20 protein-coding genes and 1 pseudogene are annotated in these 23232 nt (G+C 41.8%); 18 read left to right on the plus strand and 3 right to left on the minus strand.

What is annotated here, in order from left to right; genetic code table 11:
* Positions 1–361 precede the first annotated feature (361 nt).
* The 17 genes and pseudogenes from AB4140_RS00745 (at position 362) to AB4140_RS00825 (ending at position 20107) form a co-directional block, all read left to right on the plus strand.
* Positions 362–1564: an acetyl-CoA C-acyltransferase gene (locus tag AB4140_RS00745; RefSeq protein ID WP_102437719.1), complete on the plus strand. Its 1203-nt coding sequence runs from the start codon at positions 362–364 to the stop codon at positions 1562–1564.
* Between the two features lie 210 nt (positions 1565–1774).
* A complete protein-coding gene (locus AB4140_RS00750) occupies positions 1775–3268 on the plus strand; it encodes a CoA-acylating methylmalonate-semialdehyde dehydrogenase (RefSeq protein WP_102519013.1) in 1494 nt (497 codons plus the stop codon).
* A 242-nt stretch (positions 3269–3510) separates the two neighbouring features.
* Positions 3511–4668, plus strand: coding sequence for an acyl-CoA dehydrogenase family protein (locus tag AB4140_RS00755; RefSeq protein WP_303413973.1), 1158 nt, complete (start codon positions 3511–3513; stop codon positions 4666–4668).
* Between the two features lie 141 nt (positions 4669–4809).
* Positions 4810–5925, plus strand: coding sequence for an enoyl-CoA hydratase/isomerase family protein (locus tag AB4140_RS00760; protein ID WP_102532230.1), 1116 nt, complete (start codon positions 4810–4812; stop codon positions 5923–5925).
* Positions 5926–5967: 42 nt separating this feature from the next.
* A complete protein-coding gene (gene mmsB, locus AB4140_RS00765) occupies positions 5968–6876 on the plus strand; it encodes a 3-hydroxyisobutyrate dehydrogenase (protein WP_371999380.1) in 909 nt (302 codons plus the stop codon).
* Positions 6877–6963: 87 nt separating this feature from the next.
* Positions 6964–7722 (plus strand): SDR family oxidoreductase, encoded by a 759-nt coding sequence (locus tag AB4140_RS00770; protein ID WP_371999382.1) that lies wholly within the window; start codon positions 6964–6966, stop codon positions 7720–7722.
* A 376-nt stretch (positions 7723–8098) separates the two neighbouring features.
* Positions 8099–8299, plus strand: a complete 201-nt coding sequence (locus tag AB4140_RS00775; RefSeq protein ID WP_102437762.1) for a hypothetical protein — start codon at positions 8099–8101, stop codon at positions 8297–8299.
* Between the two features lie 190 nt (positions 8300–8489).
* A complete protein-coding gene (locus tag AB4140_RS00780) occupies positions 8490–9440 on the plus strand; it encodes a M14 family metallocarboxypeptidase (RefSeq protein WP_241904128.1) in 951 nt (316 codons plus the stop codon).
* A 121-nt stretch (positions 9441–9561) separates the two neighbouring features.
* A complete protein-coding gene (locus AB4140_RS00785) occupies positions 9562–9906 on the plus strand; it encodes a hypothetical protein (RefSeq protein WP_102437760.1) in 345 nt (114 codons plus the stop codon).
* A gap of 166 nt (positions 9907–10072) precedes the next feature.
* Entirely contained in the window at positions 10073–11665 is a 1593-nt protein-coding gene (locus tag AB4140_RS00790) for an ABC-F family ATPase (protein ID WP_102437707.1), read from the plus strand.
* A 190-nt stretch (positions 11666–11855) separates the two neighbouring features.
* Positions 11856–13844 (plus strand): annotated as a pseudogene (locus AB4140_RS00795) (methyl-accepting chemotaxis protein).
* 194 nt (positions 13845–14038) lie between these two features.
* Positions 14039–14872 carry a class I SAM-dependent methyltransferase gene (locus tag AB4140_RS00800; RefSeq protein WP_371999384.1) on the plus strand — a complete coding sequence of 278 codons (834 nt, stop codon included), beginning with the start codon at positions 14039–14041 and terminating at the stop codon, positions 14870–14872.
* Positions 14873–15274 (plus strand): hypothetical protein, encoded by a 402-nt coding sequence (locus AB4140_RS00805; RefSeq protein WP_371999386.1) that lies wholly within the window; start codon positions 14873–14875, stop codon positions 15272–15274.
* Positions 15275–15584: 310 nt separating this feature from the next.
* Positions 15585–16481: a virulence protein gene (locus AB4140_RS00810; protein WP_371999388.1), complete on the plus strand. Its 897-nt coding sequence runs from the start codon at positions 15585–15587 to the stop codon at positions 16479–16481.
* A 5-nt stretch (positions 16482–16486) separates the two neighbouring features.
* Positions 16487–17401 (plus strand): alpha/beta fold hydrolase, encoded by a 915-nt coding sequence (locus AB4140_RS00815; protein ID WP_371999390.1) that lies wholly within the window; start codon positions 16487–16489, stop codon positions 17399–17401.
* Positions 17398–18813, plus strand: a complete 1416-nt coding sequence (locus tag AB4140_RS00820; protein WP_198589253.1) for a DUF4056 domain-containing protein — start codon at positions 17398–17400, stop codon at positions 18811–18813. The genes AB4140_RS00815 and AB4140_RS00820 overlap by 4 nt, the downstream gene beginning before the upstream one ends.
* The gene (locus tag AB4140_RS00825; protein WP_102437697.1) at positions 18800–20107 is read left to right on the plus strand and encodes a BamA/TamA family outer membrane protein; all 1308 of its coding nucleotides are present in this window, start codon (positions 18800–18802) and stop codon (positions 20105–20107) included. The genes AB4140_RS00820 and AB4140_RS00825 overlap by 14 nt, the downstream gene beginning before the upstream one ends.
* Before the next feature lie 15 nt (positions 20108–20122).
* Here the strand turns inward: AB4140_RS00825 and AB4140_RS00830 are convergent, their stop codons facing one another.
* Positions 20123–20671 carry a DUF1415 domain-containing protein gene (locus AB4140_RS00830; protein ID WP_102437695.1) on the minus strand — a complete coding sequence of 183 codons (549 nt, stop codon included), beginning with the start codon at positions 20669–20671 and terminating at the stop codon, positions 20123–20125.
* Between the two features lie 24 nt (positions 20672–20695).
* On the minus strand, positions 20696–21295 hold the full coding sequence (locus AB4140_RS00835) for a LysE family translocator (protein WP_102437693.1): 600 nt from the start codon (positions 21293–21295) through the stop codon (positions 20696–20698).
* 345 nt (positions 21296–21640) lie between these two features.
* On the opposite strand from AB4140_RS00835, the gene AB4140_RS00840 reads away from it, so the two are divergent.
* Positions 21641–22222, plus strand: coding sequence for a DUF4136 domain-containing protein (locus AB4140_RS00840; RefSeq protein ID WP_303461765.1), 582 nt, complete (start codon positions 21641–21643; stop codon positions 22220–22222).
* Positions 22223–22375: 153 nt separating this feature from the next.
* Here AB4140_RS00840 and AB4140_RS00845 read toward each other — a convergent pair whose 3' ends face one another.
* The gene (locus AB4140_RS00845) at positions 22376–23194 is read right to left on the minus strand and encodes a DUF2797 domain-containing protein (RefSeq protein ID WP_102437689.1); all 819 of its coding nucleotides are present in this window, start codon (positions 23192–23194) and stop codon (positions 22376–22378) included.
* Positions 23195–23232 lie beyond the last annotated feature (38 nt).

Below are 23232 nucleotides of genomic sequence, written 5' to 3' on the forward strand. Positions count from 1 at the left end.
ACAAAATATGGCGTAAATTCGGCCAAACATCATGCTACAAGTATTAATAAAAAGGGCGATATCGTTTTCGATATCGCCCTTTTTTATGGCAAATCTCCTCAAAAACACCTTGATAATTTAACGCTGGCTATGACTTTTTTAGTGGGATTTATTACATTTTAGCTATTTTAAATCAGGGCTTTACGCTTGATGTAAATCTTCAGTGACACTCATAAAATATTCACTATTGATAATCACATTCAAACCACTTGCTTTACGTTAGCGTAAACGTCAGAGTGTAACTATTATTTTATAGTTGAACTAGATCACATTTTTGCTGATTTTGTCCGCTTACTTACCAGCAGTTTAGACCGGAGAAGTTATGAGTACAGACCAATCACCCCAAGATATTGTCATTGTTGCAGCTAAACGCACCCCAATGGGGGGCTTTCAAGGCGCACTATCAGCCGTACCAGCGCCAACCTTAGCGGCCAATGCAATTAAAGGCTTAGTCAATCAAACTCAAATCAATACTGATTTAATTGATGAAGTGTTTATGGGTTGTGTATTACCGGCAGGCTTAGGTCAAGCGCCAGCAAGACAAGCGACATTGGGCGCTGACCTACCTTTGAGTGTTGGCGCAACAACCGTGAATAAGGTTTGTGGTTCAGGCATGAAAACCGTGATGTTAGCTCATGATGCAATTAAGTCTGGCAGCAGCGAAGTGGTTATTGCTGGTGGTATGGAAAGTATGAGTCAAGCGCCATATTTACTTGATAAAGCGCGCGGCGGTATGCGTATGGGGCATGGCAAAGTGTTAGACCATATGTTTCTTGATGGATTAGAAGATGCCTACACTGGCGGCGCTATGGGCACATTCGCGCAAAAAACTGCAGATGATTTCGGCCTCACCCGAGAGCAAATGGATAACTTTGCCTTAAGCTCACTTGAAAAAGCCAATAAAGCGATTGATTCAGGTGCGTTTAAAGCTGAAATTGTGCCAATTACCATTGCAAATCGCCGTGGAGATGTGACCGTTGATACCGATGAGCAACCTGGCAATGCCCGCCCTGAAAAAATCCCGACATTGCGCCCCGCATTTACTAAAGACGGCACCATTACCGCCGCCAACTCAAGCTCGATTTCTGATGGCGCCGCAGCAGTAATGCTAATGACCCGAGAAAAGGCAGCGTCATTAGGCTTGGAAGTGATGGCCACGATTAAAGGCCATAGCACTCACTCACAAGAGCCATCAATGTTTACCACAGCGCCAGTGGGCGCGATGAACAAATTATTCGACAAGGTTAACTGGGCAAAAACAGATGTTGATTTATTTGAAATCAACGAAGCCTTTGCCATGGTGACCATGTTAGCAATCCAAGAGCTACAACTTGATGCCAATAAAGTGAACATCTATGGCGGAGCGTGTGCATTAGGTCATCCAATTGGTTGTTCTGGCGCCCGTGTATTAGTGACCCTCATCCATGCGCTACAAGCTAAAGGTTTGGCTAAAGGCACCGCTAAAGGTGTGGCGTCATTATGTATTGGCGGCGGCGAAGCAACTGCTATGGCGATTGAAGTTTAACCTCGTTGTAATTGATTAAGATTTAACAAGACTCGTTGTTAATTGCGTCACTTTTGATGTTGGCGTTATTAACAACAAATAAGCACCAGTAAAGGCTATGGCAAAGAATCATCATAGAGTGATGCTAACAATAACAGCTTGGTTGGTGCTTATTATTACTCAAGAGCTTTGGGGCTCAACAATAATCTGTAACAGGATTTAGGAAGCAAGATGACCATACAAGTTAAACATTATATTGCCGGTGAATTCACCGAAGGTACAGGTAGTCAAAACATTGATGTTACTAACCCAGCTAACAACAGCGTTATTGCCAATATTAACGCTGCTACGGTTGCAGAAGTTAATCAAGCCATAGACAGTGCAAAACAAGCATTCACTACGTGGAAAGAAGTACCTGTGTCAGAGCGTGCTCGCGTAATGCTCCGTTATCAACACCTTTTAAAAGAGCATCACGATGAAATCGCCACTATTCTGGCCCAAGAAACCGGTAAAACCTTTGAAGATGCAAAAGGTGATGTTTGGCGTGGTATTGAAGTGGCAGAGCATGCTTGTAATATCGCCTCAATGTTAATGGGCGAAACCGTTGAGAATGTGGCGCGTAATATTGATACTTATAGCTACACCCAGCCATTAGGGGTGTGTGCGGGTATTACCCCGTTTAACTTCCCGGCGATGATCCCGTTATGGATGTTCCCGTTAGCGATTGCTTGCGGTAATACCTTTATTTTAAAGCCTTCAGAACAAGATCCAATGACGCCGCAGCGTTTAGTTGAATTGTTTGTTGAAGCGGGCGCGCCCAAAGGCGTGCTGCAGCTTATTCATGGTGATAAAACCGCGGTGGATATTTTGTTGGCAGATCCTGACATTAAAGCGATTTCATTTGTTGGTTCTGTGGCTGTAGGGCAATACATTTACAAAACGGCTACTGATAACTTAAAGCGTGTTCAAGCCTTTGCTGGCGCGAAAAACCACTGCGTGATCATGCCTGATGCTAATAAGCAGCAAGTGATCAATAACATGGTTGGCGCATCAGTTGGCGCTGCTGGTCAACGTTGTATGGCGATTTCAGTGGCAGTATTTGTTGGCGCTGCTAAAGAGTGGATCCCAGAGCTTAAAGAAGCACTAGCAAAAGTACGCCCAGGTTTATGGAATGATGACAATGCCGCCTATGGCCCAGTTATTAGCCCCGCTGCCAAAGAGCGTGTACTTAAGCTTATTGCCCAAGGTAAAGCTGAAGGCGCGGACTGTTTACTCGATGGTAGCGACTTTACGGTTGAGGGCTATGAGTCAGGTAACTGGATTGGTCCAACCATGTTCGACAAAGTCACTACCGATATGAGCATTTATAAAGAAGAGATCTTCGGTCCTGTATTGTGCTGCATGGAAGCTGACAACCTTGATGACGCCATTGAGTTAGTCAATAACAGTCCATATGGTAACGGCACTTCAATTTTTACCGCATCCGGCGGTGCAGCGCGTAAGTATCAACACCACATCGAAGTGGGCCAAGTGGGCATTAACGTGCCAATTCCTGTGCCATTACCATTCTTCTCATTTACCGGTTGGAAAGGCAGTTTCTATGGCGATCAGCACGCTTACGGTAAACAAGCGGTGCGTTTTTACACTGAAACTAAAACCATCACTTCACGATGGTTTGATGACGAAGTGGTGAGTGGCCCGAATATGAGCATCAATCTTAAGTAAATGTACTGGTCTTCTGATGGGAGAAGACCAGTTAATTATTCAGACAAGCAAACCACAAGACTCACTTAATGATCACTGTGCGTGTAACCAAATAGCGTGTAACTAAAATGCGGTTAGCTATAAGCATTTAGTAAAAATCAGTTTGCAAAAGTCACTCAGTTTTTGCAAACACGCTCACATAAAAGCACAGGATTGTTTAGCCATAAAATGACCTAAAGAGTCATAGTAAAAGGATTAACACCATGGACTTTAATTTAACCGAAGACCAACGCCAATTCGCAGAATTAGCCCGTCAATTTGCCGCAGATGAGCTGGCACCCTTTGCCGCAAAATGGGATGAAGAGCATTACTTTCCAAAGGATGTAATTCACAAGGCTGGCGAGCTAGGTTTTTGCTCTTTGTATTCGCCTGAGTCAGAAGGTGGAATGGGGCTAAGCCGATTAGATTCGTCGATTATTTTTGAAGAGTTATCACAAGGCTGCACAGCAACTACCGCCATGTTGACTATTCATAATATGGCCACATGGATGGTCACCACTTGGGGTAGTGAAACATTGCGCCAGCAGTGGTCTGAAGGTCTAACCACAGGTCGATTACTCGCATCATATTGTCTAACAGAGCCGGGTGCAGGCAGTGACGCTGCATCACTTGCGACTAAAGCGGTTCGTGATGGTGATGATTACATCATTAATGGCTCAAAAGTGTTTATTTCTGGTGCGGGTGAAACTGAGCTATTAGTAGTGATGTGCCGTACAGGCGAAGCGGGCGCAAAAGGTATTTCAGCTATAGCTATTCCAGCAGATACTGCTGGTGTAAGCTATGGTAAAGCCGAAGACAAAATGGGCTGGAATGCCCAGCCAACACGTTCAATAACCTTTGAAAATGTCCGCGTGCCAGTGGCTAATTTACTCGGTGAAGAAGGCCAAGGTTTCACTTTTGCCATGAAGGGCCTCGATGGCGGTCGTATTAATATCGCCACTTGTTCTATCGGTACAGCGCAAGCTGCGCTGAGCCGTGCCACAGAATACATGAATGAACGTAAGCAGTTTGGTAAGCCCATTGCGGCATTTCAAGGATTACAGTTTAAGTTAGCTGATATGGCGACAGAGTTAGTCGCTGCAAGGCAGTTGGTGCGCTTAGCTGCTTTCAAATTAGATTCAAAAGATCCAGAAGCCACAGCTTACTGCGCAATGGCAAAACGATTTGCTACCGACATTGGTTTTCAAGTGTGTGATAACGCCCTGCAACTTCACGGCGGTTATGGCTATATTCGTGAGTACCCATTAGAGCGTCATTTTAGAGATGTGCGGGTACATCAAATTCTTGAAGGCACTAATGAAATCATGCGCTTAATTATTGCTCGTCGTTTGCTAGATGAAAATGCGCACGCTATTTTGTAACAGTTACTAGCCAAGCGCTTTATGTTGGCTAATGAAATTAGCCAACATGGGTATTTACCCTAGTCGCAATGATAGCTTGGATTACCGGAAAATAAGCCTTAATAAGCTGTAAAACAATATACTGAATTGGAATAATAGCTAATGACTCAAGATGTAATATTTCAAACTCTAGGGACCCTGTCTGGTAAATCAATTGGGGTGGTAACCCTTAATATTGAAAAGGCCTTAAATGCCTTGAATTTAGACATGGTCAATGCCATGACCAAGCAGCTGCTTGCTTGGCAGCAAAATGATGATATTGCTTTTGTTGTGCTTGATGGCGCAGGGGATAAAGCCTTTTGCGCTGGCGGTGATGTCAGGGCGATTTACCATGCATCGATTGCTAATCCTAATACCATGACTGCAGAAGCATGCGATTTTTTCACCCAAGAGTATCAATTAGATTATTTACTACATCAGTTTGGTAAACCAGTGCTGGTGTGGGGCGATGGCATTGTTATGGGCGGCGGTTTAGGGCTAATGGCGGGTGGCAGTCACCGAGTGGTGACAGAGCGAAGCCGCATTGCCATGCCTGAAATATCCATAGGTTTGTACCCTGATGTAGGCGGCAGTTATTTCTTAAATCGTATGCCGGGTAAATTAGGCTTATTTTTAGGCTTAACCGCTTATAACATGAACGCCGCCGATGCTTTGCATGTTGGACTGGGCAATCACTTTTTAGCAAGCGATGATAAACAGCCGTTATTTGATGCCCTTGCTGACGTCAGTTGGAGCGATGATGCTGAGTTAAATCATCAGCAGCTAAGTATGGTGTTAAATACCCAGCAACAAAATACCACAGCTAAAATAGGCCAAAGCCCACTTGAGCAATTTCAAACTGAGATTGATCAATTAATGTCGGGTGAAATTGAAGAGGTGCATCATCAACTCACCAGTTTAGACACTGAATTAGATTGGCTTAAACGGGCTCAAAAAACGGCTTTAAAAGGTAGCCCATTAAGTTGGTTTTTAATTTTTGCTCAAGCCAACTTAGGTACGAATAAAACATTAGCAGAGTGCTTTAAGTGGGAGCTAGGTATTAGCGTCAATTGCTGCTCCTATGGCGATTTTTGTGAAGGGGTAAGGGCATTACTCATTGATAAAGATCGCAATCCACAATGGCGATTTAGTCATGCAAGTGAAGTGACCGCAGAAGCAGTGACCCAATTGCTGACATCACCTTGGCAAGCCGATGACCATCCGTTAAAAGGCATCTAAGTAAAAGGCATCTAGCTAAAAGACATCTAAAAGGAATTTATCATGGCAACAGTAGCATTTATTGGTTTAGGTAATATGGGCGGCCCAATGGCAGCCAATTTAATTAAAGCAGGCATGACAGTCACGGTATTTGATTTAGTACCAGCGGCGGTTGAGGCATTAACTAAACAGGGCGCGTTAAGCGCAAAAACCGCTTGCGGCGCAGCGGCAGCAGCAGATTATATCATTACCATGTTGCCTGCAGGTAAGCATGTACACAGTTTATATATTGGCGATGATGACAACAAAGGCTTGCTGGATGTGGTCGCTAAAGATGCCATAATAATTGATTGCTCCACCATAGATGCTGGCACGGCGCAAACGGTTGGGGCACAAGCTGCAGCCAAAGGCATTGAGTTTATGGATGCGCCAGTGTCAGGCGGCACAGCGGGCGCAGCCGCTGGCACACTAACATTCATTTGTGGTGGCAGTGATAACGCCTATGATAAAGCGCAAACAGTATTAACGGTTATGGGGGCTAATATTTTTCATGCAGGTGCGGCAGGCGCAGGCCAAATTGCCAAAATCTGTAATAATATGCTGTTATCAGTATTAATGGTCGGCACCAGTGAATCTTTGCAGCTAGGTATTGATAATGGTTTAGACCCTAAAGTGTTATCTGATATCATGAAAGTCAGTAGCGGCGGCAACTGGACCCTCGAAAAATACAACCCGTGCCCTGATGTAATGGACAATGTGCCTTCTTCAAATGATTATCAGGGCGGCTTTATGGTTGATTTGATGGTGAAAGATTTAGGCTTGTCACAGCAAGCATCGCTGGCATCGAATTCCAGCACTCCTATGGGGGCATTGGCGCGCAGTTTATATGTTAACCATGCCCGTCAAGGCAATGGTCGCCGTGATTTTTCAAGTATTTTTGAACAGTTTGCTAAAGCAGATGAAGATAAATAACAGCTGCTTGAAGGCTGGTTGAGCCATTCAACCGCGCCGGAATGTGAGTATGCAAAACACTAAATAAATAGAGAAAGGATCCAGTTAATGGAAATTAAAGATAAAGTTGTTGTCATTACTGGCGGTGCAGGTGGGTTAGGTCTGGCTATGGCGCAAGAGTTTGCCGCCCAAGGCGCAAGATTAGCACTTATCGATGTTGATCAAGAAAAGCTAGAACGTGCTTGTGCTGATTTAGGTGCAAGTACTGAAGTGCAAGGCTATGCGTTAGATATCACCGATGAAGAAGATGTGGTGGCGGGGTTTAATTTCATCCGTGAAGATTTTGGTCAGGTTAATATTCTTATCAACAACGCTGGGATCTTGCGTGATGGCTTAATGGTTAAGGCAAAAGATGGCAAGGTTACTGACCGTATGTCATATGAGCAATTCCAGTCAGTTATCAATGTCAACTTAACCGGTACTTTCCTGTGTGGCCGTGAAGCTGCGGCTGTGATGATTGAAACCGCGAAGCCTGGGGTGATTATTAATATCTCAAGTGTCGCTAAAGCAGGCAACATGGGTCAGTCTAACTACTCAGCTTCTAAAGCGGGTGTGGCTGCCATGAGCGTAGGTTGGGCGAAAGAACTAGCCCGTTATAATATCCGTAGCGCAGCGGTAGCACCTGGTGTGATTGCCACTGAAATGACTGCAGCAATGAAACCAGAAGCCCTAGAGCGAATGGAGAAAATGGTGCCAGTTGGGCGTTTAGGTCAAGCTGAAGAAATCGCATCAACGGTTAAATTTATCGTTGAGAATGATTACGTTAATGGCCGTGTGTTTGAAATTGATGGCGGTATTCGCCTTTAAGTCGCATTAGCGATAACAATATTAGTCGCATTAGCGATAACAATATTAGTCTCATTAGCGATAATAATATTGGCTCATTAATAGTATTAATCCCTGCCGGTTTTCTGGTAGGGATTTTTTGTTTTTGAACCGCAAGTATGCGCACACAAGATTATAAGCGTTTATTTATATTGGTTAATTTAGGTGGCGGGTTACAGCTTAGGCGAGCACAAAAGCAAAGAGATAAGTTTTTCTGGGTTTCTAAAAATGTTACCCTGTGGTTATATTTTTTGCCTTAGTTTATTTCAATCGAAATAAAGCTGCATCTCGGCAGTGCTCAATGACAGTAAGGATAGTTGTGAATATTGTACGCTTAGAAAGTTTGATGAAAAAAGTCATGTTAGTGGTGGGCATTATTGGGGTTATCGTCATGTATGGCGGCTTTTTGTATTTCTTTTTTAGTGGCGTACCAACAGCAGCATTACCTTGGTTTTTATTAATTTGCCCATGGGTTTGTATTTACTTTGGCCTAACGAAAACACAGCAAATTGCCAGTCTTAGTTGGCTTAAAAACAAATTTACCTTTACCAATAAATAACTCCTCGCGTTATAACCGCAACAGGTAGATAGCTTATTTTATTGGCGGCAATGGGTATTTAGCCCTAATGGCAGTTTTTCGTTACTGACGTTTGTGGTTATCATTTACCTAGCTGCGAACACCCTGTTATCCGCAAATGAACCACCACTTAAATAGAAATTGTGCTGACATTGCGATAGGATTCAAAGCAATGAATAAGAGAAAGACAGCAAATAAGGTATTTTTTATGTCAAGTTTCCCCATTGGCACCCCAGGCAAACCTTGGAATGCACAAGAAAAGGCCCAGTGGCTTGCCCAAGTAACCATTAAACGTAGCTATCAACAAGAAGTGCTAACAAAATTAGCGCCTTTAGCCTCACGCTTTGAACAAGTGCAATATGGTGCTCTAGCTTATGATGCCGACAAATATCCGCTATTTGCATTTAAATCTAAACATTGGGATAGCAGCAAAAAAACTATCTTAGTAACTGGCGGTGTTCATGGTTATGAAACCAGTGGCGTACATGGCGCGATTCAGTTTTTAGCGACTCAGGCTGAGCATTACAGCCAATACTTTAATATTGCGGTAGCGCCGTGTGTGAGCCCATGGGGTTATGAAACAATTAATCGCTGGAACCCATACGCAGTGGACCCAAACCGTTCTTTTTATGCTGACAGCCCAGCCAATGAATCGGCAGATTTAATGGCATTTGTAGCTAGCCTTGGTGACGTTTATGCCCATATTGATTTGCATGAAACCACAGATACTGACGAGCTAGAATTTCGCCCCGCATTATCAGCTCGTGATGGCAAAGACTATGAAAAAGGCGTTATTCCAGATGGTTTTTATTTGGTTGGTGACTCAGAAAATCCAACTCCTGACTTTCAACAGGCGATTATTGAGTCGGTAGCCAAAGTAACCCATATTGCCCCAGATGATAATGGTCAGTTAATTGGTGTTGATATTGAGCAGTTTGGGGTCATTAACTACCCAACTAAAAAGCTTGGCTTATGTGCGGGGATGACAAACAATCACTATAATACCACCACTGAAGTGTATCCTGATAGCCCATTGGTCAATGACCAAGAATGTAATGATGCCCAAGTGGCAGCAATTACTGGTGGTTTGGATTATATTTTAACCCAGTTAAACTTAATCTAAGTCAGTGATTTATATCTAAGCCTCGAACGAAACTTCGAGGCTTTTTGTTGATTTGGCATTACAGTTAGCGTCATTGCCCTTACTACTCAAGCGAAAAGAAATGATTATTAGCCAAGAAGATATGCGCACAGCATTAAATGAATTAGATTGCCGTACCAATTTCACCATTAGTAATGTTACCGAATACATGCTGCCTAAGCTTAAAGAGCCGGTGTATTTACATATTGACAGCAACACTCCGGTACTCATTATTCGCCCGGCTTTTGAAGTGTTCTCTGGTGAGTTAGCCACATTAGACGGGGTACATGCACAATATGACTATCACCATAATGCGCAGATGACCCGTTTCCCGACTCGTCGCCATAAAAGCTTAAAAGAAAGCCACTATGGTTTAGCTTTTAAGTTTGAAACGGCTGAATCAGTTAAGTTGTTTATTACAAGATTAATCGAAATTGTGAAAGGCTAACGTTAGCTCAGTTTAGATTACATCTTGAGTTAATCATGAGTATAGCTACTGCAACAATCTGACAAATAGGCAAAAATAAATCAATCAATATTCTGGCTGTAAAGCTTGAGTCGAATAATGTATAATCGCGACAATTTTTCGTCCAAAAACTAATGGAATCTCCTACGTGATATACAGCAACAACATCACCATGCAGTTCGGCAGCAAGCCGTTATTTGAAAATATCTCTGTCAAATTCGGTGGCGGTAATCGCTACGGTCTAATTGGTGCAAACGGTTGTGGTAAGTCAACCTTCATGAAGATCCTTACTGGCGATCTTGAGCCAACAAGCGGTAATGTATCAATCGATCCTGGTGAACGTTTTGGTAAATTGAATCAAGATCAATTTGCTTATGAAGAGTTCTCAGTGGTTGATACCGTTATCATGGGCCACAAAGAGTTGTGGGAAGTGAAGCAAGAGCGTGACCGCATTTATTCACTCGCAGAAATGAGTGAAGAAGACGGCATTAAAGTCGCTGAGCTTGAAATGGAATTTGCTGAGATGGACGGTTATACCGCTGAATCTCGTGCTGGTGATTTATTAATGGGCGTAGGTATTGGTGTAGACCAGCACTTTGGCCTAATGAGTGAAATCGCACCAGGTTTTAAACTGCGTGTACTTTTGGCTCAAGCCTTGTTCTCTGATCCAGATATTTTGCTACTTGACGAACCAACCAACAACTTGGACATCGACACCATTCGCTGGTTACAAGAAATGCTTAACCAACGTAACAGTACCATGGTGATTATTTCCCATGACCGTTACTTCTTGAACTCAGTTTGTACCCATATGGCTGACATCGATTACGGTGAACTACGTGTTTACCCAGGTAACTACGATGAATACATGATGGCAGCCCAGCAAGCTCGTGAGCGTTTACAATCTGACAATGCTAAGAAAAAAGCCCAAATTGCTGAGCTACAAGGTTTCGTAGCACGATTCTCTGCTAACGCTTCAAAAGCTAAGCAAGCAACATCTCGTGCTAAGCAAATTGACAAGATTAAGCTTGAGGATATCAAGGCTTCAAGCCGTGTGAATCCGTTCATTCGTTTTGAGCAAGAAAAGAAATTATTCCGTAATGCTTTAGTGGTTGAGCAATTAGCGAAAGGCTTTGATAAGCCATTATTCAGCAAACTTGACCTGATGGTTGAAGTTGGCGAGCGTGTTGCTATCTTAGGTGATAACGGTGTGGGTAAAACCACCTTATTACGTACTTTAGTGCATGACATCCCGCAAGATGCAGGTACGGTTCAATGGTCTGAAAACAGTAACATTGGTTATTACGCGCAGGATCATGAAGCTGATTTTGCTAATGATATGACCTTATTTGACTGGATGAGCCAATGGCGTAAACCTGAAGATGACGACCAATCAGTACGTGGCATCTTAGGCCGCATGTTATTTGGCTCAGACGACATTAAAAAATCAGTTAAAGTGTTATCTGGTGGTGAAAAGGGTCGTATGTACTTTGGTAAGCTCATCATGCAAAAGCCAAATATCTTATTACTTGATGAACCAACTAACCACATGGACATGGAATCAATCGAGTCATTAAACAATGCATTAGAATTGTATGAAGGTACATTAATGTTTGTGTCTCATGACCGTGCATTTGTATCGTCACTAGCAACACGCATCATTGAAATTACTGCTGATGGCATCAATGACTTTAAAGGTACTTATGATGAGTTCCTTGCCAGTAAAGGCGTTGAAGGATAATTAATTAAAGTTTTTTACATTAAGCCGAAAACCTGTAAAGCGATTTACAGGTTTTTTTTTGCCTAAAAAAGATAATTATAAATTTTAGAATTTTAGAATACATATTTTAGAAAATCCTGTCGCTGTAGTTACATTAATGAATGTAATTTCAATTAGAAACATAACACACTTCTTAAGGGTCACAGCTGTCATGAAATGGATTATCGATCTCAATACTCGACTCAAACTTTCACTATTAATTATTCCTCCACTGTTAATCTGTTTAATTTATGGTGACATGTTTGTGCACAATAAATATGAAATACAAACAGAGCTTAATACGGTACTTTCGTTAAGTGAACTGGCCGTTATCAACAGCGCCCTAGTACATGAATTACAAAAGGAGCGTGGCATGAGTGCAGGTTTTCTGGGCTCTAAAGGTCAATCATTTGCTCAGGATTTACCTCAGCAACGCTCAATGACAGACCAACAAGTGTCTAACTTTTCGAGTATTCCAGCTGCAGAGCACTTTCCTGCAAAAATCAGTTCAACATTAAGACAAATAGAATCGCAACTACAACAACTTCAAAGTATGCGCCGCTCGGTAGATGACCTGAGTATCTCAGTGGCTGAAGAAGTGAAATATTATTCAGATTTAAATAAAACCCTATTATCCGTGGTTGATGAAACTGCAGTGCAAAGTAGCATTAGTGAATTATCTTTGAAGCTGGCCTCATTTAGTGCTTTTTTACAATTAAAGGAACGTGCAGGTATTGAGCGGGCAGTAATGAGTTCAACCTTTGGCCAGCAAGGATTTAAGGCTGGCGGCTATGCTAAATTTGTGACTTTAGTGGCTGAGCAAAAAACCTATGCAGAACGTTTTTCTGCGTTAGCGACCAGCAATACGAATGCGCGCTTTGAACAAGATAATCGCTCTAATGAAGCGAATGCTGTCGAGGCTATGCGTCAAATTGCATTTTAACAAGATGCGACAGACATTAAAAATCAGCAACCTGAAACTTGGTTTAGAATATCCACTAACCGAATTAATCAATTTGCCAAATTTGAGCAATACCTCGCCAATGAACTCGTGACACTAACCCAGCGCAAACTGAGCACTGCGACTCAACAAATGTGGAGCTCGTTCATTGCATTAACGGTATCAATATTATTGTTAGCCTGGCTGAGTCTATCTATCTCTAGATATTTGAATCGCAGTTTAAGTCAATTATTTAATAAAGTGACCCATGCAGGGCATCATTTTGATTTAAGTACTCGCATTGAGCATGACTCAACCGATGAGTTTGGTCAGCTAGCAAAAGCCTTTAATGCGATGATGTCTGATTTTGAGAGTGTTATTTGTCAAGTTAGACACAATGCTAGTCAGCTTGTTAATGTGGTTGAGCAAGTTAATAACTATGCTAGCACCATGAGACAAGATGTCGAAAAAGGTCACTCAGAAGCTGAACAGGTAGCCTCTGCGATGACGGAAATGAGTGCTACAGTGACGCAAATTGCAGCCAATGCCGTAGAAGCATCTGATGCGTCAACTTTAGCCAATAAAGAGGCAAATATCGGTAATGTTGGTGTTTCAAAAACGGTTACTTCAATTAAACACCTTGCAGGTGAAATCAACGAAGCATCAATAGCGATAAAGACCTTAGATCAAGATGTTCAGTCTATTGCGGGCATTTTAGAAGTCATTAGTGCTATTTCAGAACAAACGAATTTACTTGCACTTAATGCAGCAATTGAAGCAGCAAGGGCGGGCGAGCAAGGACGTGGTTTTGCTGTTGTTGCTGATGAGGTGAGAACACTGGCCCAAAGAACACAGTCATCAACAGATGATATTAAACGCATGACCGAACGATTAAAAACGGGCGCGCAATTAGCGGTGCAAACGATGCAACGAGGCATGCTGAGCGCTGATGAAAGCGTCATTGAAGTTGAAGCGGCAGGTAATGAGTTGCATCAAATTGTTAGCCATATTGATACCATTGAAAGCATGAACCAACAAATTGCTTCTGCGACACATGAGCAAGCTGCAGTGGCAGAAGAGGTGAATAGAAATGCCATGCAAATCAGTGAAATTTATAGCCAAACATAAACTATAGCGACATCTTTGAGCCAGCTAAATGAAACTTTGTTAGAAGATGCGGCGGAAATGTCACAACAAGTGCAGAAGTTTACTCTAAGTTAATAAATCGAGTCATTCCCCTTTTAGCCGACAATTAATTGTCGGCTTTTTTTATATCCGTAAGAAATATTTCTAGGCATAATGTTTGTAAATTGTGTTCTGGTTGTGACTTATTTGGTGTGTAGTTAGCTAGCCAGTAATTACAGATGGTATGTTGTGAAAAATAAACAATATTAATAATGACTTACAAGGTTTTTATGCAGGATTATGTTTCAATTAACAAGCTTGCTTGGAATGAAAGAGCAAAAGTGCATTTCGATTCATCATTTTATGATGTGGCTGGTTTTTTGAAGGGAAAATCTTCATTAACCGAAATTGAAACCGCTGAACTTACTGATGTTAGTGGAAAATCTTTATTACACCTGCAATGCCATTTTGGTCTTGATAGTTTATCTTGGGTTCGTAAAGGTGCCATTGTTACAGCGGTTGATTTATCAGATGTCGCTATTGCTAAAGCCAATGCTCTTGCATTGCAATGTGAGCTAAAAGCCGAGTTTATTTGCGCAGATGTGTATCAATTTGGCGATCAAAGTTTACCCCAATTCACCGGTAAGAAAGTCACTGATTTTGATATTGTGTTCACATCTTACGGCACCATTTGTTGGCTACCTTGTCTAGAGCGCTGGGCTAATATCATTGCCAAGAGTTTAAAGCAGGGTGGCTGTTTTTATATGGCTGAGTTTCATCCACTACAGGATGTTTTAGAAGGTTATAGTTATTTTCATAAAACTGAGGCTGATGTGGTGGTTGAGGGTAGTTATACCGAATCACATGGTAATTTCGAGTCTGCATCTTCACCGCAATCAACAGCTTCGACACCACAAACTATGCTGACTTGGCCGCATTCATTAAGTGATGTTATTAATGCGCTAATCAAAGCAGGGATCAGAATTGATAGTCTTAACGAGTATCCATTTAGCCCCTATAACTGCTTTGAAAATTTGATAGAGCAAGCGCCTAATCAGTTTCATTCTATTGTTAAAGGTAACTCAGTGCCTTTAGTGTTTACAGTGAAAGGAACCAAAGTCTAAATGGTTTTTGCAAAGGGTAATAAACTTAAGGTCGTGACTGGCTGGAGGGCACTATTTGCCAAAGTGTCGATATTATTATGCGGGCTTATTTTATTAATATATTGGTCGTACTTATATCTCAGTCCCAGTTTGACCCTCAGTAATCAATCAGCTCAAGGTGTTGAATCCGCGGTGGTAAAACTTCCCCATAGCCGCTTAGACTTTGGTGACATCGCCGCCATGCATACTAACACCCTGTATTATGATTTAGCGCAGTTAGATGGCGCATATCGTTATCACATAGAGCTTGATAGTGGCGAGATCATCGCAGGTGAGTGCGGTTATATTACTAATTTTGAAATTCATAAAAGAGTGGTAATTACGATTTCAGAGGCTGCGACAATGAGTTGCAGCGTTAATTAATAACCATTTCTAACAATCGCGTCTCAACAAGGTTATTAGGTTTGTTATAGATTTGTTTGTTTTTATATTCAAAAACATTATGACTGTAAACCTGATGGAGAAATTGCGTATTAAGTGCTTATCTTTAAATGAATTTATTTTTATATTGACGGCTTTTAATATAATTTCAGCTTCCGTCTCTACTATGCGCAGCTTGGTATTTTTGTACGAAATATCAACGCTTTATTGTCAGTACGCTATAATAGCTAAAGTTGAATTTATTCAGTTTATAGCCTATTACTGAATCATGGTTATTCAAGGATATCCCTACATGATGTTAAGAGTTTTATCAGGTATTTTTTTAGGTTTTACTGCTTTTGTCACTCAAGCAAACGTGAATGCGTCCGTTAACGAGTCGGTTACAGAAGCTGCGGATGAAGCTATCGAAGTTCAGCCTAAATATGACCGAGTTTTTCCTATTTGGGCACAAGATGCCATTGATTTAGGCTATGAGTTACCTAAGCCGTATGGCATAGGGGTGACCTATATGAATATGGATCAGCCATTGGTGGTAGAAAATGTCAGTTTCTCGGGATTAGGTCTGCTTGATGAAATTGTCTCAATTAAAGGCAGTGAAGCGATTCAAGAGTCAGAAACAATTACCTTTCGTGCTGATATGTGGGTGCTGCCTTTTTTAAATTTATACGGCATTATTGGTAAAACCTCAGGTAGTAGTATTGCAAATGTCACGGTCAACTTAGATCTTCCTCCTCCATTTAAGCCGGTAGAAACCGCTCCTTTTGACTTTGCCTTAAATTTTGAAGGCTTAACCTATGGCGCCGGTGGCACCATTGTTGGCGGTATTGGTAACTGGTTTGCCTTGCTCGATGTTAATTATACCAATACAGATTTAGATATTTTAGAAGGTGAAATCAGTTCAATTGTTGTTTCACCAAGGGTTGGTTACCGTTTTGATATTCATGGTCACGATACCCAAATTTGGATTGGCGGAATGTACCAAAATGTTGAGCAAACCTTCAGTGGTTTTTTACAGGATATTGGCGTGCCTATTCCTGGTGCTAAATTTGAAGTGAACCAGCATTTAGCCGATAAATGGAATGGCTTAATTGGTGGCCAAATTGAGTTGGGTAAAGGGTTTGATTTACTGCTTGAGGGCGGTATTGGAACTCGTACTAGTTTTATGGCAGGTATTGGATATAGGTTTTAATATAGATGAAGCTCTTAACTTTCTGTGTTTTTGCTCTTTTACTTAGCGGTTGCAGCTTAGTTGCAATGGTTGATGACTACCAACAAAACAATCTACGAAGCAATGGCTTTGAGCGCCATAAATTGGAACTCGCAGAGGGTGGAGAGCTACATTACTGGCAAGGGGGCGATAGCGCTAAACCCACTTTATTATTACTACATGGTTTTGGTGGTAATGGCATGACCAGCTGGTATGAAATGATGCTCGACTTGAGTGAGGATTATCAAATAATAGTGCCGGATTTACTGTGGTTTGGTGAGTCCTATAGCGCTGCACCTGCCACTATCAGTAGTGAAACCCAAGCTATGCAACAGTTGATAAGCCAATTAGCGTTAAGCAGCGTTAACCTGGTGGGTATTTCTTTTGGCGGTTTTGTTACTTTTGATTTAATGATCCACGAGCCCAAAGTGGATAAGGTGGTGATGCTAGCAAGTCCAGGACTGATATTTTCAGATGAAGATATGCTAGCAATGACCAAGCGCTTTGGCGCCGATGTGCCTGAAGCGGTTTTTGTGCCTAAGAATGGCCCTGGAGTAAGACGTTTACTTGAAAAAACTTTCGTTGATTATCCATGGATGCCAGCGTTCATCGACCAGCAGGTTTATGAATATTACTTTGCCGACTCTCTGCCACAAAAAGAATCTCTTATTACCACCTTGCCGGCTTATCGGGATCAATTAAACCCCGACGAATTTGCCGACTCTTTACCGTCAACCATCTTAATCTGGGGGGAAAAGGATGTGGTGTTCCCATTAGATAACGGTCGTCGTTTTGCTGAGTTTTTAAATGCACCTATCATAGTTATACCTGACGGTGTTCACGGATTGAGTAATGACTTTCCTAAACAAATTAATAAAGAAATCAGGGCTTTTATTCAATGAAAATCATAAAAATTCCCGTAGCGATATCATTTTTAGGCTTAGTTATGACCTTAGGCGCTTGCTCTAGTAATGAGTGGCAAGTGCGCGCATTACCCACAGATATTGCGGTCAGTGCCGCTTTAGATGATATACCTGATAATGCCTTAGTCAGAGATATTACCCTTCCTGAAAATGCAGCACTTTCAATGCCCGCCAGTGTCAGACCTTGTTGTGCTTTTGGTTTTGACCAAAAAGTCGCTATGGGGTTATTACCGATCCCTTTTTATCGTCACGCTAACACAGTAGCGCTTGAGGATATTGGCGCACATGCATTTGATGCCGGTACATTTAGTTATGAAAAAGGCTCACCTGATAGCGGTAAGAGCATGGAAAACAATGGCATGCTTTATACCCGTAAAGGCGGCTTTATTGATTTAGCCCATGTGCGTGATACCGCTGATAATGCTATTGCCCTGTTTTATCTTATTCAGCCTAAACTGGGTCAGGCACAGTCAATTGAATTACCATTAGAAATTGGCCATAGAACCTTTGAACTTGCCGCTTTTGATGTGAGTTATTTATCGGCAGATGACCGTTGGGAGTTAGCGGCGGCCATGGCGGTACGCTTAGCCTTTACTATGGCTGAAGCCCATGAAATATCCCAGTGGCATGGTTATCGCAGTTTTGCCTTATGGACAGAAGCGGTATCGGCTTATTCGTTAGAAGATTTATATTCAAACATGCTGGGAGCCAAAATTGCGTTAGCAATCCTGACCAACAATTTAGCCATGACCAAGCAGCAATATGATTATCATATGACGGGTTGGTTAGCGGCCACATTGGCTTGGTTGGAGCCTTTATCTAAAGAGCAAACCAATGCGCTCTTTAGGGCAATCGATGGTGACTGGTGGGACTCAAACGAGCCACTACCAAATAAATTCGTATTACTTAAACGTCATTACCTACTCGGCGACAAACAATCACCTTATTTGGTCAGTAAAGAGCAAGCTCAGGCGAGTGATCAATGGGACAAGGTAGCAGCAGTTTACGACGCGCCTGCATCACCACAACACTTATCATTAGCCGTTGAGCTTTTTGGGATTAACTTTGATGAAGTGGCTGTGCAGCACATTAGTGTAGATAAAAAGTTTGCAGGTTCATTTAGCCACGTACCAGAAGAATTATGGCTTGATGGCTTTACCCATTTGCAGTTTGTAGAGATTGCTAAATATGATGAACGTGAGGATTATAAGTTGTTAAAGCAGCATTTAGCTGAAAACCCTCATTTGACCCATCAACAAACGCCGCTAGATGACTTGCCAGACACTCGCGAACAAACAGAGCCTCAAAATGCTGCAGACACTGGTGCAGCTATTAATGACGCTGCCACAATTGAACCAGCAATAGGTGCGCTGTTAAATGAAAATAATTAGTCCGTTTGTTACTCGCCTACTGATTGTAAATTGTGCCAGCTTTTTTGCCATCAATGCCGCTATTGCTGCCCCATTAACGGAGGCGAATGCGGCTATTTCTGCCAACGCAGAAATAAATTCACAAGTAAATTCAACAATAAAGCCAGAAACGTCAGCGCCAATAACAACAAGCGAAGGAGAGGCGGTATTGGTTGGCGCTGATCAGCTTGAAACCATAACCGATGAAGCTGAAGATCAAGGCTGGTTTGAAAACCTACTGACTAACCTCGGTGCCGATGGTGAGTTTGATCCAGATAAGGGCATTGATTTTAGCTATTTACCTGGGCCATTTTATAACCCTGAAATGAGTTTAGGTGTTGGGATATCTGTGGTTGGGCTATATCAAGTCGACCCAGAGGATACTGTAAGTGATTTATCTTCTTTGGTTATTAATGGTTTAGCCTCAATCAATGGCGCGCTAGGGGTCGGGATTGAAAATAAAACCTTTTTTAATGGCGATAACCAACGTCTTTATTTAAATGCCAATGTGTATGACATACCGGATGTGTACTACGGCGTAGGTTATGAATTTAACCAGCAAGACTTAAATCGGGTTGAATTTAATAGTCAAACATTTCAAGTTAACCCTATGTTCCTGCAGCGCATATCCGCCCATAGTTTTGTGGGAGCAGGTTTTGATTTTACCTATGCAAAGGCCACGGATGTTGATGTGGTCTCAATTGATGTGGATGTTGACCCTTTACAAGAAGTTTCTCGTAATGTTGGGGTCAATTTATTAATTAACTATGATACCCGCGATCATGTGCTTAACCCGCAGCAGGGGAGCATTAGCCAGTTTGAGATTGGCGTGTATCGCGAAGATTTTGGCGGCAAGCACGACTTTGAAGTCTATAACGCTTTATACAGTGCCTATTATCCAATCCTTGATGATGACACCATAGCATGGCAAGTACGCGGACGCTTCACCCACGGCGATGTACCTTGGGATCAGCTATCTAAAATCGGTGGAGGTAATTCATTACGGGGCTACACCACTGGTCGCTATCGTGACAAACAAATGCTGCTGGCTCAGGTGGAGTATCGACAACATTTAACTGGCAGGCACGGCATGGTTTATTGGGTTGGTGCAGGCAGTATTGCAGACAAAGTGGGCGAACTGTCCTTTGATGAGTTACTGCCTAATATTGGTATCGGTTATCGTTTAGAGGTTAAGCCTAAAGTCAATTTACGCCTAGATTTAGCGTTTGGTGATGGTGACAGCGGCTTTTACTTTAACGTCAATGAAGCCTTCTAGCGGCCCTTAGCAGTGCTAACTCTGTTTGCACTGCTTTAATAACGCTTCAAAAAAGTCGCTGCCTTTTCTTTCTGCAAAAGCAATATTACGCTCTGGTATGGTTTCAGGTTCGTTATATTCGGCTAAGGCGGCTTCCATACTGGCTTCGCGAATAATATGGATGGTTGGATAAGGCGCACGATTGGTATAGTTTGCTGCGCTGTCTTGGGGCTCTCCCTCAAAACAATAGTCAGGGTGAAAACTTGCTAACTGATATACCCCTTCATAGTCATGCTCAAGTAACTTGTCATTGGCCAAGTCAACAATATCAAGATAGCTGTAAAACCCTTCAAAGCCACGAGGCAAGATAAACAGTGTGGTTTCTGCTTGTGGATTTTCATCCAAATACTGACATTCAGTTAAAAAATCCTTCATTACCTGCTTTACTTTGGTTTGTTCACAAGTGAAATAGCGAATGCTATTGCGTTCGATTTCACGGCGGGCAAAAGGACAAATATTGTATTTCATAATCACTTTAGAAACCCAGTTGGCAGTTTCTAATTCGACTTGGCTAATTTCAGACATATAAACCTATTGTTACTACTTGGGTTAACTATTGGGTAGGATCATCGGAATGATCGACAGCACTAATAACACTGCCATCGAAACATTGAAAATGCGTTGCTGTCGTTGATTTTTTAATAACTTTTTCAGCCCAACCCCAAAACTTAGCCACACAGAGCCACAGGGCAGTGCGATACATAAAAAGACCATGGCAATAGTGAGCACTTGAGGTGTTAACGGTTGCTCAATGTTCGTGAAAGTCGCAATGGTACCAATTGCAATTATCCAGCCTTTAGGATTGACCCATTGAAAGGCTGCAGCTTGTATAAAGCTAAAGGGTTTACTGGTTTGTTTACCTTCTAAATTACTGTTGTTGTTAGCAATTAGCCAAGAAAGGTAAAGTAAGTAAGTGATCCCAACGACTTTTATAATTTGGTGCATGATGGGGTAGGTTTGAAATAAGCTACTTAACCCCAGACCAATGGCCAGTATCATGGTCGGAAAGCCCAAAGAAATACCCATCAAGTGGGGAATACTACGTTTAACACCAAAGTTCACTCCTGAGGTCATCAACATAATATTGTTTGGCCCAGGGGTTATACCGGCTGAAAAGGCGAATAATGCAATAGTAAAAATTAATTCCATATAAGGTTTTGTTTTGGGGGTTAGGATAAAAGATTTTTGAACTGCATATTAGCCTTAATTTAAACAGTAACCTAGTGAAAATTAATCCCTGAATGATGCGAATGACAATGCCAGCATTTTTTGTGAGTTACATTGGTTTGCTAAATGATGGGTTTGAGTGGCGCTGGTGTTACGCCTGTGTTTTGTTTTATAAGTGCTTGGATGGTGAATACTGGCTATTAAGTTTGTGATCTCGTTGAATTTCAGTCAGGTTAGGTTATGGTTTATATGGTAGATTTATATTAATAAGAGGTTTTGTAACCTTCTAAACTACCAATCTGGTTGAAATAGATAGTTGAGGCGTAAATGATAAAGAAACAACATTTTTTATGGGTGAGTTTATTATTGATTTTCTTAACTGGCTGCACCAGTAAAGAGGCCACAGAAGTCCATGTGCCAACAAGTGTTACTATGGTTACCACTGGTGATTTAGGCGCAATATCGCCTTATGGCAAAACCTTTGCTTGGCATCCAACGATGTTTAGTGTTCATACTGCTAATAAGCTAGATGATGAAGAACTGATCCGCCATATGCGGCAGTCAATCACCAAAATTATGGATAAAAAAGGCTATTCATTGGTGAGTGAAGCGCAGTCGCCAAGTATGGTCATAGGTTTTGGCATGGCGTTAGAGTCTGAAATGAGCGATAAAGAAATTATGGACAAGGCTGGCTTAGTCGCTGGACTATCAACAGCAGGGATAGATGACGAGTTTGAAAAGGGTTCTGTACTTGTAGCGATATTTATTCCTAATAGTCAACAACCTATTTGGCGTGTACTTGCTCAAGGTTTCACTGAAACAGATAAACCGGTTCAAAATCGAGAACAACGCTTTGATAAATTAACCACCATGATGCTAAGAGCTATCCCACATAATGACAGCTACTGAATTATTTAATAATTAACAAGGCTTTAATTAAGCAATTGCGTCCAAAAACTAAAAACCGCCGACAGTGATGTCGGCGGCTTTTTTGTTAAAGCAAGCTGTTAGTATTAATCTAAACAATCACATTTATATGAAGAATTAACGCAAGGTGACTGGCTATTGCGCGATTTCTACTTCGTAAGATGAAAACTTTCTGATGTTAATCACCCCAGTGTCAAAGATTAAGTACTGGCCTTTGATACCTTGTAAAACCCCGGTGACCTCAGGTGTTTTATCAAAGTTATGCGACTTAACTTTTTTAGGAAATTCAGTGATAGGGAAATGAATGCTTTGTATCGAATTATCGAGCCTTTCGATAACAAAATCAGGGTTTTCTTGCTGCAGTTCAACGAGTCTCTGCTCTACTTCAGGCATTAATTGCTGAGCCATTTCTACTAAATCAACATCATCAGCATTGCCCTTTAACATGGCTTGCCAATTAGTTTTATCATTGATGAGTTTAGCAAACTCAACTTCCACTAAACCTGACAATTGGCGAGTTGAGACCTTGAAAATAGGTAGCCCTTGGGTGGCACCTTGGTCAATCCAACGCGTGGGGATTTGGGTGTAACGGGTAATGCCGACTTTGATGCCTGAAGTATTTGATAGGTAAACAAAGTGAGGCACAAAACAATGAGTTTGCGCCCATTCTGGCTCACGGCAAGTACCTTGATCAAAATGGCAGGTTTCAGGTTTCATGATGCATAAATCACAGCTTGCCAGCTTTTGCATGCACACATAGCAGTGGCCCTGAGAGTAGCTCTTCTTGGTTTTTTTACCGCAATTACAACAGAAAATATTGCCTGTATGGCTAAGGGTTAGGGTTTTACCAATTAATGGGTTTAGCGCAACGCTATTATCGCCAACCGGCAGTTCGTACTGCACTTCATCTTGTTCATTAAGGTGAGTGCGCATTTTTGATAAGGTGCCTAACATCGGTATTCTCTTATATTGTGGTGTTATTGTTGATTATG

This window comes from Shewanella sp. 10N.286.51.B2, from assembly GCF_041469265.1.
Taxonomy (GTDB): Bacteria; Pseudomonadota; Gammaproteobacteria; order Enterobacterales; family Shewanellaceae; genus Shewanella.

Coding starts and splice junctions, on each gene's coding strand:
- AB4140_RS00750 (WP_102519013.1), top strand. CDS start 1,775: ATGACCATACAAGTTAAACATTATATTGCCGGTGAATTCACCGAAGGT.
- AB4140_RS00755 (WP_303413973.1), top strand. CDS start 3,511: ATGGACTTTAATTTAACCGAAGACCAACGCCAATTCGCAGAATTAGCC.
- AB4140_RS00780 (WP_241904128.1), top strand. CDS start 8,490: ATGAATAAGAGAAAGACAGCAAATAAGGTATTTTTTATGTCAAGTTTC.
- mmsB (WP_371999380.1), top strand. CDS start 5,968: ATGGCAACAGTAGCATTTATTGGTTTAGGTAATATGGGCGGCCCAATG.
- AB4140_RS00775 (WP_102437762.1), top strand. CDS start 8,099: ATGTTAGTGGTGGGCATTATTGGGGTTATCGTCATGTATGGCGGCTTT.
- AB4140_RS00835 (WP_102437693.1), bottom strand. CDS start 21,295: ATGGAATTAATTTTTACTATTGCATTATTCGCCTTTTCAGCCGGTATA.
- AB4140_RS00785 (WP_102437760.1), top strand. CDS start 9,562: ATGCGCACAGCATTAAATGAATTAGATTGCCGTACCAATTTCACCATT.
- AB4140_RS00770 (WP_371999382.1), top strand. CDS start 6,964: ATGGAAATTAAAGATAAAGTTGTTGTCATTACTGGCGGTGCAGGTGGG.
- AB4140_RS00845 (WP_102437689.1), bottom strand. CDS start 23,194: ATGTTAGGCACCTTATCAAAAATGCGCACTCACCTTAATGAACAAGAT.
- AB4140_RS00815 (WP_371999390.1), top strand. CDS start 16,487: ATGAAGCTCTTAACTTTCTGTGTTTTTGCTCTTTTACTTAGCGGTTGC.
- AB4140_RS00800 (WP_371999384.1), top strand. CDS start 14,039: ATGCAGGATTATGTTTCAATTAACAAGCTTGCTTGGAATGAAAGAGCA.
- AB4140_RS00805 (WP_371999386.1), top strand. CDS start 14,873: ATGGTTTTTGCAAAGGGTAATAAACTTAAGGTCGTGACTGGCTGGAGG.
- AB4140_RS00810 (WP_371999388.1), top strand. CDS start 15,585: ATGATGTTAAGAGTTTTATCAGGTATTTTTTTAGGTTTTACTGCTTTT.
- AB4140_RS00825 (WP_102437697.1), top strand. CDS start 18,800: ATGAAAATAATTAGTCCGTTTGTTACTCGCCTACTGATTGTAAATTGT.
- AB4140_RS00820 (WP_198589253.1), top strand. CDS start 17,398: ATGAAAATCATAAAAATTCCCGTAGCGATATCATTTTTAGGCTTAGTT.
- AB4140_RS00840 (WP_303461765.1), top strand. CDS start 21,641: ATGATAAAGAAACAACATTTTTTATGGGTGAGTTTATTATTGATTTTC.
- AB4140_RS00760 (WP_102532230.1), top strand. CDS start 4,810: ATGACTCAAGATGTAATATTTCAAACTCTAGGGACCCTGTCTGGTAAA.
- AB4140_RS00745 (WP_102437719.1), top strand. CDS start 362: ATGAGTACAGACCAATCACCCCAAGATATTGTCATTGTTGCAGCTAAA.
- AB4140_RS00830 (WP_102437695.1), bottom strand. CDS start 20,671: ATGTCTGAAATTAGCCAAGTCGAATTAGAAACTGCCAACTGGGTTTCT.